The 14251-nt window shown below is 41.8% G+C and carries 9 protein-coding genes; 1 reads left to right on the forward strand and 8 read right to left on the reverse strand.

Annotated features, from left to right (window positions below):
- Positions 1-4: 4 nt before the first annotated feature.
- The 3 genes from K1I53_RS08070 to miaA are packed head-to-tail and all read right to left on the reverse strand — an operon-like array spanning position 5 to position 2736.
- The gene (locus tag K1I53_RS08070) at positions 5-628 is read right to left on the reverse strand and encodes a cystathionine beta-lyase (RefSeq protein ID WP_223329002.1); all 624 of its coding nucleotides are present in this window, start codon (positions 626-628) and stop codon (positions 5-7) included.
- Entirely contained in the window at positions 621-1859 is a 1239-nt protein-coding gene (hflX, locus tag K1I53_RS08075) for a GTPase HflX (RefSeq protein ID WP_223329004.1), read from the reverse strand. The genes K1I53_RS08070 and hflX overlap by 8 nt, the downstream gene beginning before the upstream one ends.
- Positions 1852-2736, reverse strand: a complete 885-nt coding sequence (miaA, locus tag K1I53_RS08080; protein ID WP_223329005.1) for a tRNA (adenosine(37)-N6)-dimethylallyltransferase MiaA — start codon at positions 2734-2736, stop codon at positions 1852-1854. Before miaA ends, hflX begins: the two co-directional genes overlap by 8 nt.
- Before the next feature lie 120 nt (positions 2737-2856).
- On the opposite strand from miaA, the gene K1I53_RS08085 reads away from it, so the two are divergent.
- Complete coding sequence (locus tag K1I53_RS08085; RefSeq protein ID WP_001051782.1) at positions 2857-3027, forward strand: DUF3042 family protein; 171 nt, start codon at positions 2857-2859, stop codon at positions 3025-3027.
- 42 nt (positions 3028-3069) lie between these two features.
- Here K1I53_RS08085 and K1I53_RS08090 read toward each other — a convergent pair whose 3' ends face one another.
- The 5 genes from K1I53_RS08090 to K1I53_RS08110 all read right to left on the reverse strand — a co-directional run bounded on the left by K1I53_RS08090 (position 3070) and on the right by K1I53_RS08110 (position 14249).
- Positions 3070-3909, reverse strand: coding sequence for a thymidylate synthase (locus tag K1I53_RS08090; RefSeq protein ID WP_223329006.1), 840 nt, complete (start codon positions 3907-3909; stop codon positions 3070-3072).
- Between the two features lie 98 nt (positions 3910-4007).
- Positions 4008-4967 carry an ROK family glucokinase gene (locus K1I53_RS08095; protein ID WP_000078548.1) on the reverse strand — a complete coding sequence of 320 codons (960 nt, stop codon included), beginning with the start codon at positions 4965-4967 and terminating at the stop codon, positions 4008-4010.
- Positions 4968-5092: 125 nt separating this feature from the next.
- Positions 5093-6508: an Ltp family lipoprotein gene (locus K1I53_RS08100; protein ID WP_223329007.1), complete on the reverse strand. Its 1416-nt coding sequence runs from the start codon at positions 6506-6508 to the stop codon at positions 5093-5095.
- 118 nt (positions 6509-6626) lie between these two features.
- The gene (pabB, locus tag K1I53_RS08105) at positions 6627-8342 is read right to left on the reverse strand and encodes an aminodeoxychorismate synthase component I (RefSeq protein WP_223329008.1); all 1716 of its coding nucleotides are present in this window, start codon (positions 8340-8342) and stop codon (positions 6627-6629) included.
- 66 nt (positions 8343-8408) lie between these two features.
- On the reverse strand, positions 8409-14249 hold the full coding sequence (locus K1I53_RS08110; RefSeq protein ID WP_223329009.1) for a ZmpA/ZmpB/ZmpC family metallo-endopeptidase: 5841 nt from the start codon (positions 14247-14249) through the stop codon (positions 8409-8411).
- Between the last annotated feature and the right edge of the window lie 2 nt (positions 14250-14251).

Genomic DNA, 14251 nt, shown 5'->3' on the forward strand with positions numbered 1-14251 from the left:
CTAATTAATCAATATATAACATGGCTGTGCGGTTTTCCGATCGGAAATAGCGCTTGCCAGAAAAAGCAGCAGCTTCTTGCAGTAAATCCTCTTGGCTGTAGCCTTTGAGACGCTTGCGACCATCTACTAAACTTTCCAAATCTGTCAAGGCTGTGAGATTTTTGACACTAACAACTTCCTCATCTCCGACAGCTTTCATGTAAATCTTTCCAGACTCTTCAAAGACGAGTTGATGGGGGAAAATTTGCGCAATCTCAAAAAGCAAGTTATCTGTGATTGCTTCCTCAGCTTCTGAGAAAATGCGACAAAGTCCCTCCCTCTCATAGCAAAAACCAAAAGATTTGCCAGATAAATTAAGCCGAATAAAAGGCTTGTTTTCAAAGGTGAAACTTGGCTCAGCATTGTAGAGGTTCAGTTCCTGACTGAGTTCTGCAAAATAATCCGTCGCAGCTTGAGGACTCTTTTTCTGGTAGAGTTCAGCAAAGTAAGCATTGACTACACTCGGAGGAGGGGTGATAAGTGCCAACTGCTCTTGTTCTGTTTTGCCAGCTAGAAGCTGATCCAGATAGACCTTATCCAGACTTGTATAACCCCCATACTTTAGAGCCAAGGTTTTAATATCAGTCATAAAATTCCTCTAACCTCCATTTATTTTTCTCAGAAATGTAGCCTGTAATCACTTCACCGTCATCTTGATAGTCGCGCTCTTCAAGAATCGCTACACTTTCCAAATCATGAATCTTATAGGACTTAGAAAAGGGCACGCGCAGGGTAAAGGGTTCGAAAATATCCTTGATTTTCTCTAAAAATAAAGCCTGCAACTGTTCTCGACTATCTTTAGACTTAGCTGAAATCAATGCATACGGCGTTTGAGTAGGCGTGAAATCCTCCACCAAATCCGCTTTATTGTAAAGAGTCAGGCGAGGAATATCCTCCATGTTCAGGTCTTTCATGATGGACAGGACTGTTTTTTCATGTTCCTCGTGATAAGAATTGCTGGCATCGATGACATGAACCAGAAGATCCACATGCTTGCTTTCTTCCAAAGTCGACTTGAAACTAGACACTAACTCTGTCGGCAAGTCTTGAATAAATCCAACAGTGTCCGTTAAAGTCACTTGAAGATTGCCCCCCAGATGGATACTCTTTGTCGTCGCATCCAGAGTCGCAAAGAGCTCGTCTGCTTCATACTGGGTCTTACTGGTCAAGGTGTTCATGATAGTTGATTTCCCAGCATTGGTGTAGCCAATCAAACCAATCTTAAAGGTGCTTGACTCCAGACGTTTTTCTCTGACTGTCGCCCGATTTTTCTCCACCACTTTAAGCTGACGCTCGATATCTGTGATTTGATTGCGAACACTACGACGGTTCAGTTCCAGCTGACTTTCACCAGGTCCACGGGAACCAATTCCCCCTGCCTGACGGCTGAGCATAATCCCCTGACCAACCAAGCGAGGTAAGAGATACTTGAGCTGAGCCAAATGCACTTGGAGTTTCCCTTCATGGCTTCGAGCCCGCATGGCAAAGATATCCAGAATCAACTGCATACGGTCAATAACCTTGACCCCTAGAACTTCTTCTAAATTGACATTTTGCCGTGGAGTCAGACGGTTGTTGACAATGACAGTATTAATCTCTTCTGCATCCACCATGAGCGCAATTTCTTCCAACTTACCAGAACCGACGAAGGTCTTGGAGTCATACTTTTCACGTTTTTGCCTGTAGCTGTCCACAACGACTGCCTCAGCTGTCTTAGCCAGGCTGGCCAATTCTTCCATGGAGAGGTCAAAATTGTCCATTCCCTGCAGTTCTACACCAATGAGTAGGACCCGTTCCTCTTTTTTCTCCGTTTCAATCATCTAAAAACTCCTCTATCTGGCTTAAAATACGGTCCTGAACTCCACGCTCTCCTATCTGATAAAAGGTAACCTGCATGCGATTACGGAACCAGGTCAACTGACGCTTGGCAAAACGACGAGTCGCCTGCTTGAGACTCTCACTAGCTTCATCCAAAGTTTGCTCCCCGCGGAAATAAGGAAAGAGTTCCTTGTAGCCAATGCCTTTAGCTGCCTGTACATCTGGATAGTGCTCAAAGAGCCACTTGGCTTCATCCAATAATCCAGCCTCAAACATCAAATCCACACGATGGTTAATCCGTTCATAAAGCTGACTGCGTTCATCATCCAAGCAAATAATCAGTGGTTCATAAGGACTTTCCTGATTTTCCAAATCCTGACCAAAATGGGCAATCTCCAAGGCACGCATGGCACGACGACGGTTAAACTGGGGAATTTCAAGACCTGCTTGCTCCACAAGATGGGCTAATTCTTCATCTGAATAAGGCTCTAAACTAGCTCGATAGGCTAAAATCTCCTCATGGGGCGTCTCTCCACCCAGATGGTAGCCTTCCAGCAAGCTCTGGATATAAAGCCCTGTTCCACCAGCAATAATAGCTAGTTTTCCTCGACTTTGAATGTCCTCTATAGCCTTTTTAGCTTCTGAAACAAAATCAAAAGCCGAGTAAGACTCGGTCACCTCCCTGACATCAATCAAATGATGAGGAACAGCAGCTTGCTCCTCTGGGCTAGCCTTGGCCGTCCCAATATCCAGCCCTCTGTATACTTGCTGACTGTCACCGCTAACTACCTCTCCACCAAAGCGCTTGGCTACTTCAATAGCAAGGGCTGTCTTTCCAACAGCAGTCGGTCCAACAATTACAATTATTTTTATTTTCATCTTTTTTCCTTGAAAAATTCCCATTTTTTCGTTACTATTATTATATCATAAAAAGGTCAGTCAGAAAAATGCTACCACTTGAGGAGCCTGGCTGATCGGGAAGATAAAGGAGGAAGACTCATGGCTAAAGGATTCGCTAAAGGTCTTGTAACAGGTGTCGCAGGAACTGTCGCTGCCGTTGCAGGTGCAGTATACGCAATTAAAAAGAAAGTGATTGAGCCAGAAGAGCAAAAAGCAGCTTTCATCGAAGAAAATCGCAAAAAAGCAGCTCGCCGTCGCGTATCACATTAAGCAACAAAAGAAGTTGAGAAATCTCAACTTCTTTTTATGTTATTAAATAGCCAAATCAAACTTCAGTTGTGGCTTGACTGGATCATAGTCAACCAACTCAAAATCCTCCGCTTTGATATCAAAGAAATTGGTCCCATCTGGTACATTCAAGACCAAACGTGGTTGGCAGTTTGACGGCTCACGACGGAGCAATTCCTCTGCTTGTTCAAACTGATTATCATAGATATGGAGATTATTAATAAAGTAGAAGAACTTCCCTACTTTCCAGCCAAAGTGTTTAGCAATCATCATTTGAAGAGCCACATACTGCATAGCATTGATGTGATGGGCCACCAGCATATCGTTAGAACGCTGGGTCAAGGTCGCATCCAAATAGATTTCCCCATCAACACGACGGACATCAAACATGGTCTGAAAGGCGCATGGAAGGAGGCCGTCCGTCTCCTCAAAAGCTTGATAATCCCAGAGAGAGATGATATTGCGACGATTCCAAGGGTTAGCTTCCAACTGCTTGAGAATCTTATTAATGATGTCGTGCTTCTTAACGACCGCCCCATAGCGCTCACCAATGGTTCCCGTATCTTCCACTTCCCAGTCATTCCAGTAGTGAACATTGTACTTGCTATTCAATACTTCTAGGCTATTAGACTGATCCTGATAGATCCAAAGCACTTCCTTAATAGCGGATTTGATAGCAATGGGACGCAAGGTTGTGATGGGAAATTCCCCCTTAGACAAATCATACTCCGCAAAGGCACCCGTTATGTACTTGGAGTTGGCAACAGTCCCATCCTTGTACTTAGGACGAGCCTGCTCAGAAAAGACACCGTCTTTGAGGATTCGTTCAATATTCTCTTTAAAAATCGTATCTGCTTTTGTCATTTACGTTTACCTCTTTTGTAGTCTTAACTAGTATAGCATAAAAAAAGAAAGGAGGAAAATCACTGGCTTTAAAGTAGTGTTTCCCCCTTTTTATTATCTTATTGCAATACAAGTGATGCTGCCCCGATAACTCCAGCATCATTTCCTAGAGTTGCAAGAGCCAATTTTGTAGAGGTGCGTACCTGTGGGAAAGTATTTTCGTCGTAAACTTTTTGAACACCTTGTAGAAGAAATTCTCCTGCAGCTGACACACCACCACCGATAACGATAGTTGAGGGGTTGAGGATTGATCCGATGTTAGCACATGCAATACCCAAGTAACGTGAAAAGTTACGGTAAACGATCAAGGCAAGGTCGTCTCCTTCTTTTGCAAGGTCAAAGACAGTTTTGGCTGTTACTTCTTCACCATCGTCAATCAAGCGTTTCAAGGCTGCATCGCCTTCATATTCATCAGCGTAACGACGAGTCAAGTTGACAATCCCTGTTGCAGAAGCAACTGTCTCAAGACAGCCTTTTTTACCACAGGTACATGCGATTGGTTGGTCAAAGTCAACAGTGATGTGACCAAGCTCTCCTGCCGCACCAGCAACACCGTGGAGCAGTTTTCCTTCAGCGACGATACCACCACCAACACCTGTACCAAGTGTCATAAAGACAACGTCTGGTTGGTTGTCACCAGCACCCATCCAGCGCTCACCAAGAGCAGCTACGTTGGCATCATTATCAATGAAGAATGGAATACCCAAGGCTTTTTCAATCTTTTCTTTAATTGGTTGAAGGGTTTTCCAGTTGAGGTTGTAGGCACCGATAACAGTTCCTTTTTCACGGTCAACCACACCAGGTGATCCCATCCCAATCCCTCGGAAATCCGTAGCTGACAATCCAAGCAAGTCCAAACGATGCTGAATAGACTCAATCATATCATCTACGATATGGCTTCCTTCGTCCAAAATATTGGTCTTAATAGACCATTTTTCTTGGATTTCTCCCTCTTGAGTTAAAATTGCAAACTTGATAGATGTTCCACCAAGGTCAATCCCAATAATCTTTTGACTCATCGTCTTCTCCTTTTTAATTGAAAATGCTTACAGATATAGTATAACAAAATCGTCTCTTTTGTGCAAAGGTTTGCAGGCTACAAGCCAAAATTAAAACATCTCATTTACTTCACTATTTGTAAAAATTAGTCACCTAAATGTTGAATTGCATAGTTGGCTTCTTCTTTTGTAAATTTTCCAACATAAGAAGAAGTTAGCCACTCATAAATCTCTGTCTTTGATAAATGGTTATATTTTCGGTATTCTCTTGCTTTAATTAAGGCATTTGCTTTGTAATCTGCATTCAAGTGATCGATGGCATACTGCGCTGCTGAACTTGAAAAACCATTCCACGTTAATTGGCCATAGAGATCTTTTTTTGACATATGTAAAACCGAATTATAGCTTTTCGCTTTATTTAAAGCAGCATTGTACTGCTTCCCATCTAGTTTTGGTTGCCGCACACCATCGTATCCTACATAGTGACGGCCACCATCTACCCATTTATCCCTAGCCATTTTACCATCTGATTCAACATAATAACGGCCACCATCTACCCATTCATTCTTGGCCATCTTACCATCTGATTTGAGATAATATCTACCTACCCATTTATTACGAGCAGAGCTTCCTTCTGCTGTTAGATAATAATATGAACCATAGTTTTTATCATAAATCCAGTCACTTTTAACCTTTTTTCCATCAGAATCAACATAATAACGACCACCATCTACCCATTCATTTTTAGCTCTCTTTCCATCTGATTTGAGGTAGTAATTTCCTACCCAGCCAGACTGAACTTTAGATTGTGATTTATCCTGTTTAGGAGTTGTTTCTTTAGCTTTTTCAGTCGGTTTTGGTGCTGGTGTTTTCGGTTTCTCAGCAGGTTTCGGTGCTGGTGTTTTTGGTTTCTCAGCTGGTTTTTGAGCTGGCGTTTTCGGTTTCTCAGCTGGTTTTGGTGCTGGTGTTTTCGGTTTCTCAGCAGGTTTTGGTGCTGGTGTTTTTGGTTTCTCAGCAGGTTTTTGAGCTGGCGTTTTCGGTTTCTCAGCTGGTTTTGGTGCTGGCTTTGGAGCTGGTTTTGGCGCTGGTTTCGGCGCTGGTTTTGGTGCTGGCTTCGACGCGGGTTTTGGTGCCGGCTTCGGCGCGGGTTTTGGTGCCGGCTTCGGCGCGGGTTTTGGTGCCGGCTTCGATGCGGGTTTTGGTGCCGGCTTCGGCGCGAGTTTTGGTGCTGGTGTTTTTGGTTTCTCAGCAGGGTTTTGAGCTGGTGTTTTTGGTTTCTCAGCAGGCTTTTGCGCTGGTGTTTTCGATTTCTCAGCAGGTTTTTGCGCTGGTGTTTTCGATTTCTCAGCAGGTTTTTGCGCTGGTGTTTTCGATTTCTCAGCTTGATTTGGCGCCGAAGTTGTATTCTCTTTTACAATCTTACCGTTTTTAGATGCATCCTTTTCTTGAGCAGAAACATGCTGAGCCGAAAAAGGAAAGTCTCCAGTTGTATCTGCAAATGAAATAAGCCCCAGTGTTGCAGTTGCTAAGCTGGTTACTAAAATTTTTTTTGATTTTTTCATAAAAATCTCCATTACTTTAATGATTTATACCTATAGTATACCATATACTTTATTTTACTTTCAAATCAAATATTAAATATTCAGAAATAAATCTAAAACTTAATTGAAAAATCCATAGTTATATCACTTCCAACTCATATAAGCCTCTGACCGCATTACAGCCATAGACAGCTTCTGCTTGGGCCAGATCTTTCAAGATTAAGACTTTCTCTTCTACCTGTCCTGTTTCCAGCAAATGCTGACGATAGATTCCTGGCAAGATGCCAAGATTGATAGGCGGTGTGTAGAACTTCCCAGCGATTTTCAGAACCAGATTTCCAATAGAGGTTTCAAGCAATTCTCCTGCTACATTATGGTAAATGATTTCCTGTTTCCCTAGACTTAAGTGTGGTCTGTGAGTTGTTTTAAAGTAGGTAAAGGGTCGCTGTAAATCCGCTTCCTGTAAACAGAGTTTAGCCTGACAAAAACTTGGACTAAGGGGTGTTAAGATTTGGCGACTGAGTTCTAGCTCTCCAGACTTGCTGAGGGTAATTCGCAAACGATGGTCTTGGTGGGAATCGCAAGCTTGACACTCTTCCTTTATCTTTTGTCTCAAATCTTCTGGATCAAAAGGATAGGCAAAATAACGACTAGCCTGTCTCAGTCTTTCCAGATGTTGATTTTTAAAAAGCAGTTGTTTTTGGCTGATTTTCCCAGTAGTAATCAATTGGAAACGTGCTTGTTTACGATAGAGAACAGCCGCCTTTTGATGAACCTCTCGGTATTCAGATTCCCAAGTACTATCCCAAGTAATCCCTCCGCCAACTCCATAGATAGCTTGGCCCATATAGAGTTGAATAGTCCGAATGGCGACATTAAAAATCCGGCGCCCATTTGGAAGCAAGATACCAATCGTTCCGCAGTAAACTCCTCTGGGTTGTGGCTCCAAGTCCTTGATGATTTCCATGGTCGCAATTTTGGGTGCACCCGTTATGGAACCACAAGGAAAGAGAGACCGAAAAACGGCAACCAAGTCCACATCCTCTCGCAACCGACTCTTGATGGTCGAAGTCATCTGCCAAACAGTCGAATACTGCTCCACTTGACAAAGACGTTCTACACGCTCACTGCCCACTTCAGAAATACGGTTCATGTCATTGCGCAAGAGATCCACAATCATCATATTTTCAGAGCGATTTTTAGGATCCTGTTCTAGCCAGCTAGCTTGGGCAAGGTCTTCTTGGTCAGTCACCCCACGCTGGGTTGTTCCCTTCATTGGTCGCGTTGTCAACTCACGGTCATTTTGCTCAAAAAAGAGCTCTGGACTCATGGAAATCACTGCCATCTCATCGTGTTCAACATAGGCATTATATCCCGCCTCCTGCTCTACCACCATGCGATTGTAGATGGCAAAAGGATTGGCACTCAAGTCTTGCTTGAGTTGGACGGTGTAGTTGACCTGATAGGTGTCTCCCTGACGTAAATGGTGGTGAACCTGGGCAATTGCCTTTTCATAGTCCTCTGCTGACGTTACTTCCTGCCACTTTGAAGGCAGGTCTACTTCCTCATAAGTCAGAGGAATAGACGATGTTTCCACCCTATCGTGAACGGTAAAATATAGCAGATACTCTGCCAGTAAAGGAGCTTTATGAACTGCTAATTTCTCCTCAAATGCAGGTGCAGCCTCGTAACTGACATAGCCCACCACATAATAACCTTGCTCTTGGTAGCTCTCCACCTGTGCCAGCAAGTCCGCCACTTCTGATAAATCTCTCGTTTTCAACTCTTTAATCGGCTGGGTAAAAGTGTATCTCTCCCCCAAAGCCCTAAAATCAATCACTGTTTTTCTATGCATATCTTAAGTATAGCACAAAAAGGCAGATGCAGCTTAAGCTGATCCACCTTTTTAGTCATTTCGACTTTATAACGATGCTTTGGCAAATAAATTTCCAGAGAACCCATCTGATTTTTGAAGGAGCTGTTTGTAAACCTTCCATTTAAGATCTTCAGTATTTTTATAATGATTCTTTATATTTGGATTTTCCATGCTATCTAGGTCTTTTTGAACAGCTTCATCAAATAAGGACTTCAACTCAGCATAAGTAGAGATAGATCTGCCATTGATTTCGATTGTAGTGAAGCCGTTTTGAGCTTTGTCATAGACTTCTTTATACCAATGTTTCTTCCATGCTTCAAGAGTATCAAATTGGCCATTAGAAACTTTCTTGATAATGAAGTCATCACCCAACAACCCTTTGTTTTCCTTGTTAGCTTCCGCCTTATATTTGTTTGAAGCGTAACCAATAAATCCGTTAAGATAACCATAGTATCCCCACATACGGAAAGCATTATGTTTGAATGAAATCGAACCAACTGTACTCTTGCTAGTATTACCACCAAAGATACCCGACATCATATTTACGGTTTGGTAAGCACTGTCAAAACCTTCCGAACGATAACGTCCATTCCCTGGCATGCCATGTTTTGTAACGAAGTTATGAACAACCAATTGATCAATGCTCGTAATCGTCAATTTCTTCTCATTATCCGTTAAATCACGTAACTTATCCCATTGATGTGGCTCGCCTTTCAGATTGTTTCGCTCAGCGTTCGTACGCCATTCTCGGTCCATCTTCTTGAACCACTTGCTGTTGTCGTCCAAGTGTTTTCCAATAACTGCATCTGCTTCTAGATGGTCCAGCATCATCAGAGCCTCGTTATAGTTCTTCATATAGTGATCAATTTCTTCACGGTTTTTTAACTTATTTGGATCATAATTGTAGATTTGATTGCCATCATTTTGACGTTCATAAGCCATGTTCAAACCTAAGGCACCGTATTCACCATTTGGATTTGTCAACGATGGTGACTGGAGCATACCTTGCGCAAAGGACTCTAAGTCCGTTCCTTCACGATGGTACCAACCGCCATAGTAAGCCATACGATCATTCACGTGAGTCGTTTCATGCGTAAAGGCCGATGTACCAAAATCACTTATCAACTCTGTCATAACAAAGTAGACAGCATCTTGCTGATTTGGAGTGGCAAAGATATAAGCGTAAGCACCATATCCATACTGATAGCCATGATATTTATGAATCCGTCCAAAGAACTCTCGAATCGGAGCATAATCTGGTTTCCCATCCTTGTGACCATATCGGTTTGCCCAACCGATACCCGGCGCATCATGATTATCCCAAACAGGTGTTGGAACACTATTTTCACTCTTGAGGAGCTTATTGCGTACATTATCAGCAGCTAATTTTGACCAAAAGTCTAAGTAGTTTACCTGCTCTTTTGCTCTCTTATTGATTTCACTCTTGAAGGCTTCACGAGCCTCTTCAGTATTCTTACCATATTTTTCAAAAGCACTAAAAGAAATGGTATTATAGGTCGAAATCATGAAGAGATGCGAGTTCTTCAGGTTTAATAGAGGCAGAATCATCCGACCATGCACGCCATTATTAATCCCTTCATACAGACGATACTTCTTATGAGCAAAATCGGGGTTCAATGATGGCTGTTCTACCACATAAGCATTCTTTTCAATTGCCTTTTTAAACCAAACATTCATATCGGTTTCATTTGTAAACAATTTCATGTTATATGTTAGAAACTCATGAAGGCTTCCTTTACCTGTAGCACCTGCAATCACTCGACTATACGCATCTTGGGATTGGTCGCCCTTAAGATTGTTCTCCTTTGAGCCGATGGTGATTAAGCGATCTAAGACATTCACGTTCTTACCATAAAAATCTGGTTTAAACATCATAATATCTTTGATCGACAATCCATCATATTTAATGCCATAGTATTGGTTCAAATAAGCAAGCCCCATCATAATGTTGGCCTTATTGTCTTCAACTTTCTTAATGAAAGCACGTTGAGCTGCTTCATCATCATTTAGTTGATGATCTTCATTTTCAACAATTTGTTTCACCAAGTTTCCAAGATTTTGTTTTACTTCATCAAAACTTTCTTCTAAGAATAAATCGCGAATGTAACCATTTTTTCGTTCATCCGTGTTTTCTTGCGGTTTGTTCCGCTTATCCATAAGAGCGCGCACTTCAGGAGAAATCAACTCCACACTGGATAATGTTTCTTTTGCCTTTGCAATCAAACCAGCACGATCTTTCACTAGCACATTTGGCGTATAAACAATATTCTGGTTGGTCACTTCGTACTCTTTGACTTGTTTTACATCAGAGTCAGCTTTGGCAGTAACGGCCAATTCTTCTTTGGTACCATCAGCATAGTGAATCATGATCTGATCAATAGCTGACAAGTCTGTTACAAACTGCCCATTTTTCAAACCAGTAACAGAAAGGACTTCTTTGGTCACCAAGTTTGAGCTAGCATCTAGTTTATTAGCCTGATTGACAATCCACTCCTTATTATAGAATGGTTGTAATTTTTCAATATTGCGATAGGCAAGTTCACGGTCAGCTCTGTAGTCTTGAATGGCCTTGTACTCGTCTTCACGGTGTGTCAAACGGTTTAATTTATCTACAACAGGCTCATTGATTTCATACTCATGCGCTGTGATTCCCAGAGCAGCAATTTTCTTGTCTGCTTCTTCTTGCGAAATAGGCTTAATACGATGCTGTTGTTTAGAATATCTATATGAAGATTTTCCTTCACTCACACCAGTAACAACAAAGTTTCGGTTTAAGCGGTCACCTGTCCAATAAGGATCATCATCAATATCAGATGAGCCATAGAAAATCTCACCGTTCTTAACTTTCATCATTGAAACAGTATCTTCAACGGAGCCCAAGGCATTTGTACTTCCTACAATACCACCCGCGCTAATCGGTTCTCTCACATCGATAGTACCTTTAGCTACAGATTTTTTAATGGCTCCGTCCCGATAAACCGCATTGTTGTCCCCACCATTTTGTGACCAATAGGCGATGCCCGCAACTTTCGCTTTATTACCTGTTATCTGTGCATCAACATAGGCCTTCTCAACAGAACCTTTCCAGTTTTCTCCAACAATTCCAGCAAGAAAGGCGCCTTGATTCCCACCAGCATGAAGCTTACCAATGAATGCCACATTTGTTAATCTGCCGTTATTATCAATTTTATTGATCAAACCTGATACGTCATTATTTCCAACAACTGTACCCGTTACTTTCACATTATTGATCGTTGTGTTTTTTACAACAGCAGCCAAGGGAGCAACTCTATTTGCCCATGGCATATGAATGTTTACCTTACCAAGGTTAAGGTCATGGATGTGGGCGCCTTCGGTATCACCTAATAGTGGACGTTCCATGTTATGAATCGTGTATCGTTGACCGTCTACACTTGATAGCTTGCCTCGGAACTTCGTCGTTACATATGATTTACCAGCTGCAGGAACATTGACCGCATTCAAGTCCGCACCAATTTTAAATTCACCAGATGGATTGGCCTGCATTGCTTTTACAAGTTCCTTGAAATCGTAGTAGACATTCCCCTCATGAGTTTTCGGTTTGGCAAAGTAATGGATGTATTCTTCACTGAGCTGGTTGCCATCTGTATGCTGAACGAGATCAGGCGCTTTGGCAGTGAGCTTATAAAGCGTTTTTCCATCGACTGTCACTTCTTCAATTTTGTCAATCGCAAGACGCGTCACCTTATTATCACGTGTAGCAATTTTTAGATAGTAGGGCCTTACATCACTTGGAACAGAAGTTAAGAAACTACTATCCGTTTCCACGCCATTGTCGTCAACACTTATGAGGCTTGTTTCTTTTATATTTTTAACTTCGACCTTTTTTAAATCAATTCTCAGTGGTTCTTCTTTGAGAATTTCTTCCTCGTTTCCTTCACCACGATCATAAACCATTTTTGTTTCGAGTTTATAATCCTTGTAATACTGCAAATCTGTTAGAGTTGCAGTCAAGTTATCCGGTGAAACCGTCATGGTTTTGACGACTTCGTCGCCTTTTTTCAGGGTTAAAGTGATCGATTTAATTGCTGCCTTACTTGGATTTTCCAGATTATAGTGAATCTGAGATGAGCGTTTCAAATCCTGAATATCAACCCTTGAAAAAGTCAACACTGGCTTTTCGAAGTTTTTGGTACCTAGTTTAACAATACGGTCTTGGGCTAACTCGATGACCTGTTCAAGAATTTCAGGAGTCTCCTGCGTCTTGATTCCTTTGATGGTCTTGTAGGTTCTGATAACCTTTTTCTGACCGTCTTTTCCTTCTTGGACCGTAACTTTATCGCCCTTTTTCAATTGCGCGTCTTCTTCGACTATCTCTTTAAACGGAATTTTTTCAAGACTTTCTTCTACAAAAGTTCCTTCTATTGGTTTCGTACCACGACTTATTTTTTTAGTGACTGATTTTTTGATGACAGTGGTTGTTGTATTTAAAACTTGGTCAGTCTCAACACCTTCGACAGTTTTATAAGTCGTTTTGGTGACTTGGATCCCTTTTTCACCGTTTTGAACCACTGTTTCTTCGTCAGTGTATTTTGTAGGATCATCAATGATTTCCGTCTGGTAGTCAATCTCTGCGATTGTGTCTTTAGTAATTGTTCCTTCAGTTACTGTATATTCTGGAAGGTCCTCTTGAACAAGGGAGTGACCTTCCTTGCCAGTTTCCTGAGTGCCCTTGCTTTCAAGTTTTTCGGTATAGGCTGGCAAACTATCTTGGACAAGGGAGTCACCTTCCTTACCAGTTTCCTGAGTACCCTTACTTTCAAGCTTTTCAGTGTAGGCTAGTAAACTATCTTGGATAAGGGAGTCGCCTTCTTTACCTACTTCTTGAGTACCCTTACTTTCAAGTTTTCCAGTATAGGCTGACAAACTATCTTGAACGAGGGAGTCGCCTTCTTTACCTACTTCTTGAGTGCCTTTGCTTTCAAGTTTTCCAGTATAGGCTGGCAAACTATCTTGAACAAGGGAGTCACCTTCTTGACCGGATTCCTGAGTACCTTTGCTTTCAAGTTTTCCAGTATAGGCTGGCAAACTATCTTGAACGAGGGATTGACCTTCTTGACCAGCTTCCTGGGTGCCTTTGCTTGCAAGCTTTTCAGTGTACGCTGGGGAATTGTCTTGAACAAGGGATTCGCTCTCTTGGCCTAGTCCCTGAGTGCCTTTACGTTCAAGCTTTTCAGTGTACGCTGGCAAACTATCTTGATCGAGGAGCTTCCCTTTTTTAGAAAAACTAGCTACTTTTATGTCAGTTCCTTTAAAATAACCAATATACTCATATCCTCCAATATCGATCACACCTTTCGTTAGTTCTTCATTTGAAGAGGCCGAGATCGTTTGATTGTAAGAAAGTAATTCTTTATTCTCAAAGGCAAAAGTAGCAAAAGGAATGAAGTTGCTGACACCAAGAGAACTAATCAAAAGCACTCCAAGAACTTTCCGACGCTGTTTTTTAGACACCAAAAAAACAGCTAAAGATGCTGTTGCAAGACCAAAACCTGCTAAAGCAAATTCTTTACTTCCTGTATAGGGAAGTTGTTGACTGTTAGTTGCCTTCTTGCGATAAACCACATAAATAATATCTTCATCATGAAATTCTGTAGGAACTTCATGATGAATCAAGACTTTTTCAGATTCGGTTAATTCTTGCTCTGTCAAATATCGATAATGGACTGAATTCACTTCAGCTAATTCATCTGCTTGGACTTTACCAGTTAATAACAGGCTGGCACCAACAAGAAAGGCCCCGATTGCTACAGGACCAACTCCAACAGTCAATTTACGAATAGAATACTTTAGGTTTTTTTGAAACTGTTCTTTTCTCTTTTTCATTC

Source organism: Streptococcus oralis (genome assembly GCF_019929365.1).
GTDB lineage: Bacteria > Bacillota > Bacilli > Lactobacillales > Streptococcaceae > Streptococcus > Streptococcus oralis_BT.